At 55.1% G+C, this 17,985-nt stretch carries 16 protein-coding genes and 1 pseudogene; 9 read left to right on the top strand and 8 right to left on the bottom strand.

Translation table 11 applies throughout. The features are described from left to right. The 5 genes and pseudogenes from AC2FLG_RS16555 to AC2FLG_RS16535 form a co-directional block, all read right to left on the bottom strand. Positions 1 to 660, bottom strand: coding sequence for an ester cyclase (locus tag AC2FLG_RS16555; RefSeq protein ID WP_496702271.1), 660 nt, complete (start codon positions 658 to 660; stop codon positions 1 to 3). A gap of 880 nt (positions 661 to 1,540) precedes the next feature. Then, on the bottom strand, positions 1,541 to 2,431 hold the full coding sequence (locus AC2FLG_RS16550; RefSeq protein ID WP_010443740.1) for a serine hydrolase domain-containing protein: 891 nt from the start codon (positions 2,429 to 2,431) through the stop codon (positions 1,541 to 1,543). Positions 2,432 to 2,509: 78 nt separating this feature from the next. Continuing rightward, the gene (locus tag AC2FLG_RS16545) at positions 2,510 to 2,989 is read right to left on the bottom strand and encodes a hypothetical protein (RefSeq protein WP_496688766.1); all 480 of its coding nucleotides are present in this window, start codon (positions 2,987 to 2,989) and stop codon (positions 2,510 to 2,512) included. A 429-nt stretch (positions 2,990 to 3,418) separates the two neighbouring features. Continuing rightward, complete coding sequence (locus AC2FLG_RS16540) at positions 3,419 to 3,814, bottom strand: hypothetical protein (protein ID WP_496707117.1); 396 nt, start codon at positions 3,812 to 3,814, stop codon at positions 3,419 to 3,421. Positions 3,815 to 4,137: 323 nt separating this feature from the next. After that, positions 4,138 to 4,639: pseudogene (locus AC2FLG_RS16535) on the bottom strand (tyrosine-type recombinase/integrase). A 367-nt stretch (positions 4,640 to 5,006) separates the two neighbouring features. On the opposite strand from AC2FLG_RS16535, the gene AC2FLG_RS16530 reads away from it, so the two are divergent. After that, a complete protein-coding gene (locus AC2FLG_RS16530; protein ID WP_496692096.1) occupies positions 5,007 to 5,396 on the top strand; it encodes a hypothetical protein in 390 nt (129 codons plus the stop codon). 270 nt (positions 5,397 to 5,666) lie between these two features. On the opposite strand, the gene AC2FLG_RS16525 is transcribed toward AC2FLG_RS16530, so the two are convergent. Then, positions 5,667 to 6,905: an adenylate/guanylate cyclase domain-containing protein gene (locus AC2FLG_RS16525; RefSeq protein WP_282022217.1), complete on the bottom strand. Its 1,239-nt coding sequence runs from the start codon at positions 6,903 to 6,905 to the stop codon at positions 5,667 to 5,669. A 61-nt stretch (positions 6,906 to 6,966) separates the two neighbouring features. Further along, positions 6,967 to 7,419: a MarR family winged helix-turn-helix transcriptional regulator gene (locus AC2FLG_RS16520; protein ID WP_142639108.1), complete on the bottom strand. Its 453-nt coding sequence runs from the start codon at positions 7,417 to 7,419 to the stop codon at positions 6,967 to 6,969. Between the two features lie 58 nt (positions 7,420 to 7,477). Here AC2FLG_RS16520 and hmgA point away from each other — a divergent pair, with 58 nt between their 5' ends. The 7 genes from hmgA to AC2FLG_RS16485 all read left to right on the top strand — a co-directional run bounded on the left by hmgA (position 7,478) and on the right by AC2FLG_RS16485 (position 14,139). Continuing rightward, complete coding sequence (hmgA, locus tag AC2FLG_RS16515; protein ID WP_496707116.1) at positions 7,478 to 8,833, top strand: homogentisate 1,2-dioxygenase; 1,356 nt, start codon at positions 7,478 to 7,480, stop codon at positions 8,831 to 8,833. A 65-nt stretch (positions 8,834 to 8,898) separates the two neighbouring features. Beyond that, the gene (gene fahA / locus AC2FLG_RS16510; RefSeq protein WP_282022216.1) at positions 8,899 to 10,155 is read left to right on the top strand and encodes a fumarylacetoacetase; all 1,257 of its coding nucleotides are present in this window, start codon (positions 8,899 to 8,901) and stop codon (positions 10,153 to 10,155) included. Positions 10,156 to 10,165: 10 nt separating this feature from the next. Beyond that, positions 10,166 to 11,116 carry an MBL fold metallo-hydrolase gene (locus AC2FLG_RS16505; protein ID WP_496707114.1) on the top strand — a complete coding sequence of 317 codons (951 nt, stop codon included), beginning with the start codon at positions 10,166 to 10,168 and terminating at the stop codon, positions 11,114 to 11,116. Between the two features lie 127 nt (positions 11,117 to 11,243). Further along, on the top strand, positions 11,244 to 12,854 hold the full coding sequence (locus AC2FLG_RS16500; RefSeq protein WP_496707112.1) for an FAD-dependent oxidoreductase: 1,611 nt from the start codon (positions 11,244 to 11,246) through the stop codon (positions 12,852 to 12,854). A 5-nt stretch (positions 12,855 to 12,859) separates the two neighbouring features. After that, a complete protein-coding gene (locus AC2FLG_RS16495; RefSeq protein ID WP_142639098.1) occupies positions 12,860 to 13,057 on the top strand; it encodes a DUF2783 domain-containing protein in 198 nt (65 codons plus the stop codon). 19 nt (positions 13,058 to 13,076) lie between these two features. After that, the gene (gene maiA / locus AC2FLG_RS16490) at positions 13,077 to 13,715 is read left to right on the top strand and encodes a maleylacetoacetate isomerase (protein ID WP_496707111.1); all 639 of its coding nucleotides are present in this window, start codon (positions 13,077 to 13,079) and stop codon (positions 13,713 to 13,715) included. Between the two features lie 88 nt (positions 13,716 to 13,803). After that, entirely contained in the window at positions 13,804 to 14,139 is a 336-nt protein-coding gene (locus AC2FLG_RS16485) for a DOPA 4,5-dioxygenase family protein (protein WP_281973544.1), read from the top strand. Here AC2FLG_RS16485 and AC2FLG_RS16480 read toward each other — a convergent pair. Next, a complete protein-coding gene (locus tag AC2FLG_RS16480; RefSeq protein ID WP_282022212.1) occupies positions 14,136 to 15,764 on the bottom strand; it encodes an acyl-CoA synthetase in 1,629 nt (542 codons plus the stop codon). The two genes, AC2FLG_RS16485 and AC2FLG_RS16480, sit on opposite strands and share 4 nt — an antisense overlap. Positions 15,765 to 16,007: 243 nt before the next feature. Here AC2FLG_RS16480 and AC2FLG_RS16475 point away from each other — a divergent pair, with 243 nt between their 5' ends. Then, complete coding sequence (locus AC2FLG_RS16475; RefSeq protein WP_496707109.1) at positions 16,008 to 17,399, top strand: aminotransferase family protein; 1,392 nt, start codon at positions 16,008 to 16,010, stop codon at positions 17,397 to 17,399. Positions 17,400 to 17,985: the final 586 nt, after the last annotated feature.

Raw genomic sequence — 17,985 nt, 5'->3', positions numbered from 1 at the left:
TCAATCCAATCCGGTCAGCAGGCGTTGTCGCGCAATAAGATCGACACCTAATTGTTCAAGAAAGTGCAGATGATCAATGAAGTTCCAATTTTCAGCGATTTTGTCACCCTCCCGCCGATAGAGGTCGACAACGCGCATCGTCGCCTTCTTCTCGGACTTCGGGGCAAGCCCGATATATCCCCCAAGCGAGGTCACATCAAATGTGGGCCAACCGAAGAATCCACCATAGTGGCCTTCTGCGAACTCCGTTCGGTGACCGAAAAAGTCGCCCCACTTCAAGCCTTCTTCGAAGGGAACGCAATGCTGCTCAAGATAGCGTTCCTGGGTGTAGGGTGCACCGATGCCGCCTGGCCCCCACCAGATCATGTCTTCCTTCCAATCCAACGACAGATCCGTGTTTGTTGTGTGAACATCTTCCGCCAGCAAACGGTCGATCATCCTGAGAAACAGCTTCAAAGTCTTTTCGCCTTCGCTCGAAGGTTGGCTGTTGAAAAGCAGGCCGTCATGCGTGCGCGGCCCGGGCGTCACCATCGTCGCGGCGGTCGACGGCGGAAGTGCTTCGGCCCGCACCTGCGCCATCAGATTCAGCACATCCAGGAACATCGTTGTTTCGGTTATCTTGCCGTCCACGACCAGGCTGAATTCTGCGTATCTGAGCATTGTTGACTGTCGGGTCGGACGCATTCCGAGAAACGGCTGATCGAACAGACCAAGAAGGTGCCCCATAGAAGCAACCCAAACGCCAGGTTCATCGCTCAGGTGATTGTAGCCTGCAAAAAATATGTCCGGTCTGCGTTGAAGGGGAGAAAACGAACTTCGCAATGGGCCCCAAAAATTCTTGTCGGCATCTTCGGCGCCGACGCATTCCCGGAACGGTGCAGTGAACTGAAAACTGCAATTCGCGCTGGTTTCGACCGAAAGCCCTTCAGCAAGCGCAAACTTCGGCGCAGTGTCTATGTGCCGCTGATGCGACAAGACTGTCTTCTTGGCTGCGTCTAATGCGCTCTCACGTCGATCCATTGGTGCCCTTTTCTCTACAAATTACCGCTTTCACTCTATCCCAAAAGAACACCCTGAAAATGGTATCAACACCAACCTTACCTGAAAGGGACTCCCTTCAGCTTTGGTGGACGATAGGGAAGAGCATGCGCCACGACTTCACGCATGATACTAGCTTCTAATTTCCACATTGAACTAGGCTGAGAGAATAACCGCATCAAATTTTCGGATCCCGTTGTGGCGCTTTCCCTGCTTTCGCGATGCTCACTAAGGTGGACCTCGGGTCGCGAATGCCGATCTTCTGCATTGTCCGCGACCTATGAATTGATGATTCCAGATTTGCTGCGATATGTTTAAACGGCCGGTTTTCTCGCCGCGTTGCGACCGTCTAAATTCAGCAACAGCAGAAAAATCCGCGCTGCGTGCGCTCGCAGCAAGAACAGTGAACTCACAGGAAGGGCTCAGACCGGTCATCCGACATTTTCAGTAGGACATTGAGCCGGTTCTGAGGGCTTCAAGGTCTGCTATGCGGACGAAGCAGTCATTGATCTTCGGCTAGCCTCTCCGCTGCAAACTCGGCAACACCCTCAGCGGTCCCATCTGTAAACGAGGCCACAGTGATTGGATCAGTAACGTCAGGAAAATGATAGACTGCGTTTACGCTAAACGGTCCACCACCGGAATGCCCTACCGCCTTACCCACACTATTCAAAGCACCAGACATCAGGCCAAGAGCATATCCACATTCTGTCCATGGACGGTTGGGAATAGCACCGCCAAGGATTTTTGCATCTAACATTTGGCGCATGGTAACTGGCTGCAACAGATGACCAGACATAAGCGCGTGCAGTAGCCGCGCGGCATCTGGCGCGTTTCCGATCAAACACCCATGGTAGACCCATTTTGGGTCGTAGTCAGTCGCGGCCTCCCAATGTACCCTCCGAAATTGTTCGCATGTTTCTGCAAGCACAATACTGTTCAGGCCCAACGGCTTGCACACCATATCGGCAATAACCTCACGAAGCGGCGTCTCCAGCGTCGCTTCGATTAGCTCGACTACAAACATGTAGCCTATGTTGGAATAAGACCAACCTTGTACCGGCTCAAACAACATTCCTTTTGCAAGCGCCACATCAAGTAGTTTGTTGCGTGTCCAAGGTGTTTCCTTGGCCGCAACGGCTGAGTGATATTCAGAAAACTGCCCGTAATCTGGGAGACCAGAGGTGTGCTTTAGAAGTTGGCGAAGGGTGTAACGTTCGCCCTTCAGCGTGGCGTCCAGGTCGAGTTTCCCGCGTTCAACTAGTTTCAAAGCACAGATTGAAATTACAGTTTTGGTGAAGCTCCAATAGGGAAAGCAGGCCTCAACCGAACCAGAGAATCCTTCTCGGCCAGAGGCTGTTATCCAATAAGAGTGAACTGTTTGAACGGTCATTTTGCATATGTCTGGCATTGCTTTGCCGGTGTCAATTTGGGCTCTCAGCGGACATTCGAGAGTTCACAAATAGGAGGCCTAGTGGAAGCCAAAAACCTTTGTTAAAGCCGCAACAGCGGTCGCCAAGAAAATAAGTAGCCAGAGCCTACTTGGCCGATAGTCTGTCGAGAAGTACCGAACTCTTCTTTGGCTTGCTGCAAATCGCTCTTGCTCCCAACCACCTGCTTTTGGACCGATAACAGGTTCGATATTCGCTCGGATGTATTCACTGATACTTTCTATGAAAACGCGATGCAGAAAGGTTCTACGCAGCGAGAATAGCGAGACAAAAGGTGGCGCAAACCATACCCATGTTTCGAACTCGTTGCTAATCAGGAAGCTATCGCTGAAAATCAATCCGTAGATGACCACTAGCGCTGCGAAGGCCCCTCGTTCGAGACGAAAGTTTCTTTCAGTGTCTGCCTCGATTGAAGCCCTTAGCGCTTTGTACTCTTCGAGAAGGTAGTTTGCTTCGCGGTCACTCAACGAAGCCTCTGCCTCAGACTTTTCAACATCCAATACATTCCCCCCCAATCGCAATCCAAAATTCCCAACGCGACTTCGTTATTGAAAATACCAACTGCTATGTCTAGCAAACTTGAAACAAATCCGAAAATCTTAGCACCAGTTGCCTGTGCAAAGCCCGTAGCACGCCTTCAACCACAAAAGGCTCACCAGATCGCGGCCAGTATGAGTGCCAGAAGAAGGAGACATAGTTCATCGTATTTGCGATCTCCAATAGTGATAGCGTAGTCTTAGATTGGATCGCGTGACACTTCGAGACCGGACATTCAATCCCTCCGCAGAATTTGTCAGAAAGGGCTCTCAGCAGACATTCGAGAGTCAACAATAAGGAGCGCCTGATGTCGGCTCTGCGGACTTTGCGGTCATTTGGAACAAACCCTCAAATGGCTGCAGTGTTTGACGAAACGAGACGGGCTATGCGACCTAGGACACTAGCAGATACGCAATAAGTACGACCAATCCAATTGAGCTAGCCCAACCTAAAAGCGAATAAAAGAACTTAAGTCCATCCAGCTGTAGCATCACATAGTCTCCCAATCGCATGTTTCGCTTATGCTTCCAACGATCAAAAATCAGAGGAAAAGCCGCCGCAAGACCGTGTGCCAGCCCGGTGGGGAGTAAGAGTGACATCACTCCGACACCAAATACACTTGCGGCTACTCCTGAGACGGTCCAAGTGTTGTCGAGAGCCTGAGAAACAGCACCCAAAGTGATTGCGGCGGCAAAAACAGACACCAACATCATCAAGAATGCACCTAATCGCTGCATAGGTGTTTCAGGTGATCCCCACGCCCAAAGACACAGAACCTTTTCGAACATTGAGTTTGGTAAACCTCATACTGCTTCCTAGCCAACTCGTCATAGCAGCCATTCGTTCCGTCCGCAGCATTTGTTGCGAAGGGCTCTCAGCCGCCATGCGGCGGTGCAGAGAAATTCCTGGCTTGCAGCAAATGTGTATGTCGGCTTTCAACGTTGCACCATGATCGGCTCGCTCATGCAGAGAAAGTCCGGAATCCGCCCTTATTACCAAAATATACAAGCCGCAGCATCGGTCAATACGGGCTAGAATCGAACAACCGCTGCGGCACGAATGTGAGTCCGATCCGGATTGGCGAACGGCAAGTGCGGCCCGCTAACGTGGTTCAAATGTCGATCTGCTCGGCGATGCTCAGCGCATCTTTAAGTTCGACACCAAGGTATCTGACAGTGCTGTCTACCTTTGTGTGTCCAAGCAGGAGTTGAACTGCTCTGAGATTTCCGGTTTTGCGGTATATCTCCGCTGCTTTGGTCCGGCGCAGCGAATGGGTACCGTATCCACTGGGCTCCAGCCCGATCGCCGCCACCCAATCTCGCACAAGTCGACCATATTGGCGTGTTGAGATATGCGAGCGGTCGTGAAACCGGCTGGGAAACATGAAACGGCAGCCGATCATTTCCGGTGACGTGATCCAAGAGGCAATCGTATCGCGCGTGTTTTCAGAGAGTTCGAACTGAACGGGCCGCTTGGTTTTGCTTTGGATAACAGACACGCGCACGGATAGCCCAAACCTGTTTCGGAAGCAGCGGCCGTTTCTGGCCGACAATCCGGCCCTTATTCCAGGCTTTTCGTTTCGGAGTGACAGCGGGAAGTTGGACTCTTGGCATGATTTGCCCTCCGATCCTCCCTCCATCCCCAGACATCAGCACCGCGCTGACGAAGTTATCGTACAAGCGGAGTGAATGCCTGCTCTCGGAAGTCAGCCGAGAACACCATTTCTGCCGGTGCATTCGGCAGCTAGGAGCCCAATCCTTCCTAGCTGTTGCAGTGCAGCGAATGACTGCTACTAAAAGTCGAGGTGTGTGTTTGAGTGAAAGGGTTTTCACTTAGGGACGCAGTGATGGAGCCGCGACTCATACGAACTGGGTCAAAATCAAATTCTGTAGCGCCGTGTAGTCTTGAATGGAAATAGCCCTTTGCCTATACCAGCGCCAACAGGTGGAGTTCACTCTTGATGACTCGATGGGACAATGTATGAAGAACGCTCTTTTGTTATCAGCTTCGCTGGTGGTTTTGGCATCTTGTGATGTCGCGCCCACGTCGGAAGTAGAGGGTTTTACACTGTCAGAAACTCCTGCATCTCAAAGCAATCCGGCACCTCAAGTGGCTGAAATAGATGGTCTTTCATTTATGGTCGCTACTTCGGATGACAGATCAGCGGCATTGGTTGGCATCCCAAGGCAACGCGGATCATATACTGGAAGTGATGTCGAATCCGCCGCGGAGCAGATTACGGGGTGCGACGCAACAATTGTACCGGGGGAGTGGTTTTTCCTCGGTGATTTGAAGAACTTTGAATTGAGCAATCTCCGACCCAATGTACGCCATCCATTTACGGGTTGGCAGGTCGAACTCAGCTGCTGATTTAGTCGGATACAAAATGCGATGCGAGTTAGCTGTTCACCGAGATTTTTCTGGCCGTTGCTGTAAAACGGACATCGGCGCAACCGCAGCGAATTTACCCTTCGTCCCGCAACCTGTAAATCTGGGAAGTAAATCTCGCAGCGGCATGCTTGAATGGCCGGTTTTCACACCGCGCAGCGGCGCTGAGAATGATGCGGCCGTGGAGATTTTCGTGCTGCGAGCGCACGCAGCGAGAAAACCGAATTCACAGAATGGGCTCAAACCGGACGCTCAAACGCCTGATTGCGTTCCGGCAACATTATAAACCGTAAACAGCTCTTTCGGCTCGGCCACACCGCGCAGCATATAGCGCCCGACCGAGATCAGATCCTGATCGCAGGGCTGCGCCGCGCGGGCTACGTCATCCGAGATCAGTATCCGTTGCCCCAAAGACCGATGCATGCCAGCGATACGCGCGGCCTGATTCACCGCTGGGCCGATCACCGTGAAATCCAAACGTGTCTCAGAACCGATATTGCCATACAGAATTTCGCCCGCATGCAAGGCCAGTGTGAAGTTGGCCACCGGCAGTCCAGCGGATTCGCGCTGCGCATTCAGTTCGGCGATCCGGTCCTGCAACATGGGAACCGCCTGCAGGGCCGCCTGCACGTCCTCTTCAATCTCGCCGACATTGAACATAGCCATCAGTCCATCGCCCATGAACTTCAGAATATTGCCGCCATTATCGTGCACGACGCCAACGGCAACCGCCAGATAGTCGTTCAACATATCGATGATCTCGATTCCGGGCAGATTCTCGGAGAGGCTGGTAAAGCCCTCAAGGTCGAAATTCCATATCACGGCGTCGATCTGCTGTAGGGATCCGCGACGAATTTCACCCGACAAAACACGCCGTCCAGCATCCCGACCTAAGTAGACGCGCATCAGATCTTTGGATATCCGCGCGTTCGAGGCTGACTTTAGTGCCAGGCCCAAATGGGGCAGAGCCGTATTGATAAGGTCAAGATCCTGTTCCCGAAACCCATCCGGCGCGTTCGAAGCCCACGACAACAGGACTCCATCTACGGCTTTTTTTGAGGTCTGCGACCGCGGATCGAAATTCACACCTTTAGCGTAATACTCCGTCGCACCAGCCTCGCGTAATTCATTGATCAATGGATAGCGGCTGGGCTCGTTCTGATCGACCATGCGTTCATGGACGCCGTCAAGATCGTGATGTAAAATCGCATATAGAGGACTGCTCATCCAGTCTTCTCTAGTCTCTTCTGAATACTCGAATTTCTGATAGTCACCGCCGGTGTCTTGATACCAGCTGTATCCGGTGCCGCCATATACCGGGTGCAGCGCCGATTGCGCCGCATGAAATCGCATCAGGGGCACACCAAGTTCAATCAGACGGGTACAATAGCCATCCAGCAATTCTTCTTTTTCGGCACCTTCAAGGCCCCGCGTCACCAGCCAGTTGATCAGATCATTTGATTTTGCCGCGTTTTGGTTCGGGGCTGTCATTTCACATTCCTGTGTCCGCTCTGGCTTCCATCTGGGAGCGAAAGGTTCGAATTACCAGAGGTCAATTCATATCAGCCAGCTTTCGCAACATTTTGCGCAACAAGGTAGCCTCGTTTTCTGTGAACATTGCGGCAAGCTGAGCATCATATTGCTGCGCAATACCGCGCAATTCGCGATAAACCGACCGTCCGGCCGTGGTCAATGCAAGATGTTCAACGCGGCGATCCGTCTGGCTGACGGTTCTGACAAGAAATCGGCGCTGCTCAAGCCTGCTGACCGCGCGGCTTATCTTTGTTTTGTGAATCCGGGCGCGTTGACCGATTTCTTTCGCGCTCAATTCTCCGTAATTGCCCAGATGAAACAACACTCTCCATTCCGTGCGCAGCATCCCATAGCGGTCTTTGTATACACGCTGAAATTCCAGTGCGCTTTCCTCGGCTGCCCGGTTCAGCAGATAGGGCAGGAAATCCAGCAGATCAAACCCGTCTCTTTCGGTACTTTCTGTCTTTGTCATGCTTGTTAGTTACAAAATCAACTATTATTTCACAAGCAGAAAACAGCAGGAGCCAAGGATGAACCATCCGACAGACCCGCATAAAATGATCCAGGCCAGTACGCCCGCTGGCACCCATCCGGGCTATATGCCCGGCTTTGGCAATGATTTCGAAACCGAGGCCCTACCCGGTGCGCTGCCGCAGGGCATGAACAGCCCGCAACGCTGCAACTATGGGCTATACGGCGAACAACTGAGCGGCACTGCCTTTACCGCCAACCCACCCGAGCGCACCTGGTGCTATCGTATCCGCCCTTCGGTGAAGCATTCGCATCGCTACGATAAGATCGACCTGCCCTATTGGAAATCGGCGCCTTGTGTTGACCCAGATGTTACCAGCCTGGGCCAGTATCGCTGGGACCCCGTCGCTCATACCCAAGATGGGCTGACATGGCTGACAGGCATGCGCACGATGACCACAGCAGGGGATGTGAATACGCAGGTCGGGATGGCCAGCCACATCTATCTGGTCACCGAATCGATGGTGAATGACTATTTCTTCTCGGCCGATTCCGAATTGCTGGTGGTGCCGCAAGAAGGCCGCCTGCGCTTTGCGACCGAGTTGGGGATCATCGACCTTGAGCCCAAGGAAATCGCCATTCTGCCGCGCGGGTTGGTCTATCGGGTTGAGGTTCTTGAGGGCCCTGCCCGCGGCTTTGTCTGCGAGAATTACGGGCAAAAATTCGAACTGCCCGGACGCGGCCCGATCGGCGCCAACTGTATGGCTAACCCACGAGATTTCAAGGCACCTATCGCGGCCTATGAAGACCGTGAGGTACCATCGAGCGTCACTGTCAAATGGTGCGGGCAGTTCCACACCACAAAGATTGGGCAAAGCCCGTTGGATGTAGTCGCCTGGCACGGCAATTATGCCCCGTACAAATACGACCTGCGCACATATTGCCCGGTGGGTGCGATCCTGTTTGACCACCCTGACCCGTCGATCTTCACCGTACTCACAGCGCCGTCTGGACAACCGGGCACGGCCAATATCGACTTTGTCCTGTTCCGCGAACGCTGGATGGTGGCCGAAGATACGTTCCGCCCCCCTTGGTATCACAAGAACATCATGTCTGAGTTGATGGGGAATATCTATGGCCAGTATGACGCCAAACCACAGGGCTTTGTTCCCGGCGGCATGAGTCTGCACAACATGATGTTGCCGCACGGACCTGACCAGAATGCCTTTGACAACGCGTCGAATTCGAACCTTGGACCGGATAAGTTGGATAACACGATGTCCTTCATGATCGAAACCCGGTTCCCGCAGCATCTGACATCATTTGCAGCGACCGAGGCCCCGCTCCAGGATGATTACATTGACTGCTGGACGTCGCTTGAGAAAAAGTTCGACGGTACACCGGGCAAGAAATAATACCGATTGAGGTCGCAGATTTTTCGACGAAAAATCTTGGCCCCTGACAGAGGTTTGGAGACAAAATGCCATTGAAGAAATCCTGGGTGAGCTCGGCCAATTCTGCCGATCACCCTTTTCCTTTGAACAACCTGCCTTATGGCGTGTTTTCGACAGGCGGCGAAGACCCGCATTGTGGTGTTGCAATCGGCGACATGATCCTTGATGTCACAGCTGCCGAGGCCGAGGGCCTGGTCGTTCTGGACGACGAACCGCTGTTCGACCTGCCTTTCTGGAACCCGCTGATGGAGCAAGGCCCCGCCGTTTGGGCCGCCCTGCGCAACCGTCTGATGGATCTGCTGGCCGAAGGCAGCGCGGCACAAGAGGACGTCGCGCCTTTGCTTGTGGCGCAGGCAGATGCCGAGCTGCACATGCCTTTTGCCGTCAGCGAATATACCGATTTCTACGCCGGTCGGCACCACGCCCAAAATGTCGGCACCATGTTCCGTGGACCAGAGAATGCATTGCCCCCTAACTGGCTGCATATTCCCATCGGGTATAATGGCCGGGCGTCTTCGGTCGTGGTGTCGGGAACAGATATCCGCCGCCCTTGGGGCCAGTTGAAATCCCCTGATCAGGACCTTCCGGCCTTCCTTCCCAGCCGTCGTTTCGACATAGAGCTTGAGATGGGTGCCATCGTGGGCACGCCCTCTGACGGACCAATTTCCGTACAAGAGGCAGACGACAATATCTTTGGCTATGTCCTTCTGAATGACTGGTCCGCCCGCGATATTCAGGCGTGGGAGTATCAGCCGCTTGGACCGTTTCAGGCCAAGGCCACCGCCACGTCGATCAGCCCATGGATCGTGACCAAGGCGGCGCTGGAACCTTTCCGCTGTGACACGCCCGAGCGGGATTTTGAGTTGCTGGCCCACCTCAAAGAACCCGGCCCGATGCTGTATGACATTGATCTGTCGATCACCATGGCCCCGGACGGCAAGGCCCCGACGACCATTGCGCGGACAAACTATAGTCAGATGTATTACTCCGCCGCGCAGCAACTGGCCCATCATACGACCTCGGGCTGCCCGATGAACACCGGCGATCTGCTGGGGTCCGGCACCATCTCTGGCCCGACAAAGCCCGAGCGCGGTTCGATGCTGGAGCTCAGCTGGGGCGGGAAAGAGCCGCTAACGCTGGAGACCGGCGAAAGCCGCAGCTTTATCGAGGATGGCGACACGCTGACCCTGACAGGGGCGGCCAAGGGGAAAGGGTACACGATCGGATTTGGCGAATGTGCCGGAACCGTGCTGCCCGCTCTCGAAAACCCATATTCGCGATAAGGAACCAGAAATGGCCAAGGCATTTGCGTCCCAAGGGGACATGTCGGAAAAGAAAATCTCGTTCACCGAGGTAGGAGACGGGCTTTATGCCTTTACCGCCGAAGGGGATCCGAATTCGGGCGTCATCATCGGTGATGACAGTGTCATGATTGTCGAGGCACAGGCGACGCCCCGTTTGGCCAACAAGGTAATCGAATGCGTGCGCTCGATCACCGACAAGCCGATCACGCATGTGGCGCTGACCCATTATCACGCCGTCCGTGTTCTGGGTGCCAGCGCCTTTGGGGCGCAGCAGATCATGATGTCAGACATGGCCCGCGCGATGGTGGTGGAACGGGGACAGGAAGATTGGGACAGTGAGTTCCAGCGTTTCCCGCGCCTGTTCGAAGGGCACGAAAGCATTCCCGGTCTGACCTGGCCCACGACCACGTTCAGCGACACCATGACGGTATATCTGGGCAAACGTCGGATTGACCTGATGCATCTGGGCCGCGCACATACAGCAGGCGATATCGTGATCCATGTACCCGATCAGAATGTGATGTTTACCGGTGACATCGTCGAGTATCACTCGGCCTGTTACTGCGGCGATGGGCATTTCGGCGACTGGGGCGATACACTGGATGAGATCAAGTGGTTTGATGTCGACGCCATTGCGCCAGGCCGTGGCGATGCCCTGGTCGGCAAGGACATGGTCAATGCAGCCATCGAAAACACCCGCGATTTTGTCGACAGCACCTATCGTCCGGCAGCCAAGGTTGCGGCGCGCGGAGGAAGTCTGAAGGAAGCATGGGACGCGGTGCGCGCCGAATGCGACCCGAAATTCGCCGATTACGCGATCTATGAACACTGCCTGCCCTTCAACGTCGCCCGTGCCTATGACGAGGCGCGCGGGATCGACACCCCGCGCATCTGGACCGCCCAACGAGATCTGGAGATGTGGGAAGCCTTGCAGAGTTAAGGACATACGGTCGCATTTGATCCAGATCGTTTTTCGCAGGACGGATTGGTGAGACCCTGGGATCGGGACCACTGAGCCTGAACGGCTGGTGGAAAGGACCCTCAGCGCAGCGCAATGGGAGAGCCCCATGAACAAGATCTTCGAAATACCGCTTTACGCCTACGCGCGAAATCCCGATCAGGACGCCGTAGCCGCAATACGCCACAAGGTGATCGTCATCGGCGCCGGGCCAATCGGCTTGGCCACAGCTATTGATCTGGCACAACAGGGCGTTGAGGTTGTCGTTCTGGACGAAAATGACAAGGTCAGCTTTGGCAGCCGGGCCATCTGTTTTTCACAGCGCACGCTGGACATAGCCGACAGGCTTGGATGCGCAGAGCCCTTGGTCCGGAAAGGTGTTCTTTGGGATACCGGCAAGGTCTTTTTCGACACAAGACAGATCTATGAATTCAATTTGCAGCCAGAACAAGGCTATGCCAATCCGGCATTTATCAATCTGCAGCAATATCACCTAGAACAGATCCTTGTGGACCGCTTGCGCGCACTCCAAGCTGAAGGCGCGCCAATCGATATTCGCGGCCGCAATAGGGTCGAGGCGATCGGCACCCATGAGGACCATGTCACGCTTGAGGTAGAGACCCCCGAAGGCCCCTACAACATCGAAGCCGACTGGTTGATCGCCTGTGACGGCGCGCACTCTCCGGCCCGCAGGATGCTCGGGTTGGATTTCGACGGGCGCGTGTTCGAAGATAACTTCCTGATAGCTGATGTCGTGATGGAGGCTGACTTTCCTTCCGAACGCTGGTTCTGGTTTGATCCACCGTTCAACAGGGGGCAATCCGCCCTGCTTCACAAACAGCCTGACAATGTTTGGCGCATTGACCTGCAACTGGGTTGGGATATCGACAAGGAACGGGAAAAACGGCCCGAGAATGTGATCCCGCGCCTCAAGGAGATGCTGGGCGAAGATGTCGAATTCGATTTAGAATGGGTCTCGATCTATACCTTCCAGTGTCGCCGGATGGAGCGATTCCGGTATGGCCGGGTCCTGTTTGCCGGCGACAGCGCCCATCAGGTTAGCCCGTTTGGTGCGCGTGGGGCCAATTCGGGTGTGCAGGATTCGGACAACCTGTGTTGGAAGCTGAAGCTGGTTATCGACGGAAAAGCGCCCGATTATTTGCTGGATAGCTACAGCCATGAACGGGTGCAGGCCGCTGATGAGAATATTGCCTATTCCAGTCGCTCGACCGACTTCATCACGCCGAAATCCCAGATGTCCCGCCTGTTGCGCGACGCCGTTCTTGACCTGGGCGAGCACTACGAATTCGCGCGCCCTCTGGTGAATTCCGGCCGTCTGAGCACACCTTGTACCTATGCGGGCTCGTCGTTGAATTCCGCAGATGCGCTGAACGGGCCAGATATTACCCGTCCCGGCGCTGCGTGCCCGGATGCCCCCCTCGGCGCCGCGTTCCTGCTGCCGAAACTCGCGGGCAAGTTTACCCTTTTGACGATTGACGCCGACGCACCAGACACTCTTGAGGAAGACGGGGTTCTGGCAACCCGCTTGGCGTTGTCCGTTAAGGACGATCCGACCCTGGCGCTCAAGCGCCGCTATCTGGGGGATGCCACCAGCGCGGTTTATCTGATCCGTCCCGATCAACACGTGGCCGCCCGCCGTGATACGTACGAAGAAAACGCATTCCGGCAGGCGATCCGCAGGGCCACCGGTAAGGAGTAAGCGAGATGACCCAACTGATCCTCACCCCTAATCTGGACAATGCAGATGATTTCTATTTTGAACTGATCGCCGCCCATGACGGGCTGGATAAAACCGACAGCGACGCGCTGAATGCGCGGCTGGTACTGGTGCTAGCCAACCATATCGGAAATGCCGAGGTGTTGTCTGAAGCCCTAAAAGCCGCCAAGCTGAACGAGAATTGACGTAAACAGGAGGCCAGCGATGAGTGGCGTAGTTCTGTATGATTATTGGCGCTCGTCGGCCAGCTACCGGGTGCGGATCGCGTTAAACTTGGCTGGCATCACCTATCGTGCGGTGTCTGTCGATCTTGTCGCCGGAGATCACAAATCTGACACTCATCTGAGGCGCAACCCGCAGGGGCTGGTTCCTGTGCTTGAGATTGACGGGCTGCGGCTGACGCAATCTTTGGCAATCATCGACTATCTGGACATGACACGGGGTCTGGGGTTGCTTCCTGCGGAACCCGGTATCCGCGCACAAGCACTGGCGCTGGCACAAACCATCGCCATTGATCTTCACCCAGTCTGCAATTTGTCAGTCGCACGCCATGCAACCGCGCTCAGTGGGAATGCAGAAGGCATGCCTGGCAACTGGATGAACCATTTCATACGACCAGGTCTGCTTGCGTTCGAAGCCCAGTTGGGCGGTTTCCAACAGACCCCATATTGCACTGGACCGCAGCTAGGGCTGGCTGATCTGTGCCTGATCCCACAGATGTACAATGCCCGCCGCTATCAGGTCGATCTGACCGACCTGCCCCGTATCCTGGGCGTCGAGGCCGCCTGCGCCAAACACCCAGCCTTTGCCGCAGCGCATCCCGATCAACACGCCCCCACCTGATCCTCTGCACAGGGTCTGTGTGACGATGCGAATGGGAATTGCCTGACCCCTGCCTTACGTTCTTCAAAACAAAATGCAGGAGGCCCCAATGCCCGAAATCATCGGCTATCACGCCCATGTCTATTTCGATGCAGAAACGCAGGATACCGCCCGGCAGCTCTGTGAAGAAGCAGTGCGCCTGTTCCCAGTTGCAATGGGGCGGATGCACGCCCGCAATGTAGGCCCACATCCAAGGTGGAGCTGCCAGTTGGGCTTTGCAGCCGACGCATTTGATCAGGTCATTCCCTGGCTGACGCTGAATCGGCAAGGGTTGACGATATTCACCCATCCCGAAACCGGCGAGCATCTAGCAGACCACCGCGACCGCGCCATTTGGATGGGTGAGATGCTGGATCTAGATCTGTCGATCTTCGACCAGCCTTAACCCAATGCCTTCGCCTGATCTCTCAGCTTGAACTTCTGAATCTTGCCGGTCGAGGTCTTTGGCAAAGGACCGAAGACCACCGTCTTAGGCACCTTGAAATGGGCCATGTTGTCCCGGCAGAACGCGATGATCTCTGCTTCTGTCGCTTGCCCATCTGGTTTGAGTTCAACAAAGGCGCAGGGTGTTTCGCCCCATTTGTCATCGGGGCGGGCGACCACGGCGGCCTCCATCACGGCGGGGTGCTTGTACAAGATATCCTCAACCTCAACCGATGAGATATTCTCACCTCCCGAGATGATGATATCTTTGGACCGGTCCTTGAGTGCGACATATCCATCCGCATGCATCACCCCAAGATCGCCCGAGGCGAACCAGCCGCCCCGGAACGCCTTGTCCGTGGCATCGGAGTTTTTGAGATAACCTTTCATGACAACATTGCCCTGCATGAAAATCTCACCCAGCGTCTCGCCATCCGCAGGCACGGGTTCCAACGTATCCGGGTCGGCCACCATAAGGCCGGACAGGGCCGAATACCGCACACCCTGACGAACCTTCAAAGCGGCGCGTTCTTCGCCTTCTTTGCTGTTCCATTCATCCTTCCAGGCGCAGACCACGGACGGACCATAAGTCTCGGTCAGGCCATAGACATGGGTAACCTCGATCCCCATATCCTCCATCTTCTTAACCACAGCCGCCGGAGGTGGAGCGCCTGCGGTCATCACTTTGATCTCGTGATCGAAATCCTTAAGGTGATCGGGCGCGTTGGCCAACATGTTCAGAACAATCGGCGCACCGCAGAAATGCGTGACCTTCTCGTCCCGGAAGGCGGCATAAATCGGCTCATCCCGAACCGCCCGCAGGCAAACCGAGACCCCTGCATTTGCCGCCATGGCCCAAGGGAAACACCAGCCGTTGCAGTGGAACATCGGCAAGGTCCACAGATAGACTGAATGCCGGGGCATGCCCCAGTCCAGCAGATCAGATTGGGCATTCAGGGCCGCACCGCGGTGATGATACACAACCCCTTTTGGATTGCCTGTGGTGCCCGAGGTATAATTCAGCGTGATCGCATCCCATTCATCCGCTGGCAGGGACCATGCGAACTCGGGATCGCCTTCGGCCAAGAGCGCATCGTAAGTCAGACTGCCCTGTTTCTCGCCACCATCAAAGCTGGGATCCTCGATATCGATGACGAGAATATCGTGATCAACCTGTTCCAGTGCGTCTTGCACAACCGTAGAAAATTCCGGATCGACCAGCAGCACCTTGGTTTCCGCATGGTTCAGGATGAAGGCAATGATCGGCGCGTCCAGCCGGGTGTTAATCGCGTTCAGCACGGCGCCGGCCATGGGAACGCCAAAATGGGCCTCGTACAGTTCGGGGATGTTTGCTGCGATGATCGAAACTGTATCTCCTCGCCCTATTCCACGCCTATCCAGAGCGCTCGCCAGTCGACGACAACGGGTATAGGTTTCGGCCCAGGAATACCGGCGGACGCCATAAACAACTGACGGGTAATCAGGGTAGACCTGCGCCGTCCGTTCGATAAAGCTTAGCGGTGACAGCGGCGTATAATTCGCCTGACATTGATCCAAGTGGCGTTCATATATGTTGGCCCCTGTCATCTGCGGATCCTCCCAAATCGCAAGTTGCGCGAATTGAACACAAACATAGTCCCATGACAAACCCGTAGAAATACGGGCTGAGGCGGCCAAATAACCGTGCTGTGCCCGACTGGCGATACGAACCTACCCGATCTGGCCCTATCTTGTACTGGCCATTCACGCTGATCTGAGCCATCGAATATACAAGCCGAGGCGACACCGCCTCTGTAAGATGTGCACACGCTAATTTTGAAAGGACATGTCATGGACGGCACGTTCAACGAAAACGATCTTTCCCGCGTCGTCGAAGCCGACCGCGCCCATATTTGGCACCACTTGATCCAGCATAAACCCTTTGAAACCAACGACCCGCGCATCATTGTCGAAGGTAAGGGCATGCGTGTCTGGGATCAAAAAGGCAAAGAGCATCTGGACGCTGTATCGGGCGGCGTATGGACTGTGAATGTCGGCTATGGCCGCGAATCGATCTGTAAGGCGGTTTACGACCAGCTGATGAAGCTGTGCTATTTCGCCAACTCGGCGGGCTCGATCCCAGGTGCTTTGTTCGCCGAAAAGCTGATCGAGAAAATGCCTGGCATGAGCCGCGTGTATTACACCAACTCGGGCAGCGAGGCGAATGAGAAGGCGTTCAAGATGGTTCGCCAAATCGCCCACAAGAAATACGGCGGCAAGAAGACCAAGATTTTGTACCGTGACCGCGACTATCACGGCTCGACCCTGGCAGCGATGTCGGCAGGTGGTCAGGACGAGCGCAACGCGCAGTACGGGCCTTTCGCCCCCGGTTTCATCCGCGTGCCGCATTGCATGGAATACCGCAAGCACGAGCTGGACGGCGCGCCCGAAGAGAATTTCGGCGAATGGGCCGCGGATCAGATCGAAGATGTGATCCTGCGCGAAGGCCCCGATACGGTTGGCGCCCTGTGCCTTGAGCCCGTGACAGCCGGTGGCGGCGTGATCGAAGCGCCAGAGGGTTATTGGCAGCGTGTGCAGGAGATCTGCAAGAAGTACGACATCCTGCTGCATATTGACGAGGTCGTCTGTGGCGTTGGCCGCACCGGTACCTGGTTCGGGTATCAACAATATGGTGTGAAGCCGGATTTCGTGACCATGGCCAAGGGTGTCGCCTCGGGCTATGCCGCCATCGCCTGCATGGTGACCACCGAGGAAGTCTTTGACATGTTCAAAGAAGACGCCTCGGACCCGATGGGCTACTTCCGCGATATCTCGACATTTGGTGGCTGTACCGCCGGTCCAGCGGCCGCGATCGAGAACATGCGGATCATCGAGGATGAGAACCTTCTGGCCAACTGTGTCGCTATGGGTGACCGGATGACGGGCAACCTTCAGGCGCTGATGGAAAAGCACAAGGTCGTCGGCGACGTCCGCGGCAAGGGCCTGTTCCTGGGTGCTGAGCTGGTCGCAGACCGCGCGTCCCGTGAGCCGGTCGATGAAAAACTGGCGCAGGCCGTTGTGGCCGACTGTATGGCGCAGGGCGTGATCATCGGCGTCACCAACCGCTCGGTCCCCGGTCGGAACAACACTCTGTGCTTCTCACCAGCGCTGATTGCCACCGCGGATGACATCGACCAAATCACCGATGCTGTCGATGGCGCACTGGGGCGTGTATTCGGCTGATACCGTTAGCAGTCTCTTAGGATGAGACCATGAAAACCGGCGCTGCTTGCACCGGTTTTTTCTCAATACGGATGCCCAAACCCTTAATATGCGACCGGATGTTCCCGCTCAGTGCTGAATGTCGGCGGCCCGGATTGTAGAATCCGTTGATGTATTCGTTGAGCGTAAGCGTTGCAACTGACCTCCGAATTAGCCCCTGATCTGCCTCTTGTTTCCATGGCATATTGTCTAAAACGAGAGGCGGCAGCAATGAGGCAAGTACCACAATCATTCTAAGTCTATGGTTTCACCATTTAGGTGCATGCGGGAGGACGCCGTGTCTGGCCACCCGGCTTCAAGCGGTTTGTCAAAACCAAACTTGATCTCGGTGAACTGACTGTTGGTGACATCATGGAGGATTGCAACGTTTCGCAATCCCTCGTCTACAAATGGAGGTCAGGCGTGAAATCTTCACGGGTCAATAGCGTCGCGCGGAACGAAGAACAAATTTTTTCAAAGGTTCTTATTAACGAAGAGACGCAGCCAGGCCGTGATCCAGAAACTGACAATCGCAATCTTCTGGCGCACCGGGAAAGCACCATGCCTT

The organism is Ruegeria sp. CDSA193, assembly GCF_059611885.1.
This window is presented reverse-complemented; position numbering and strand designations above follow the sequence as displayed.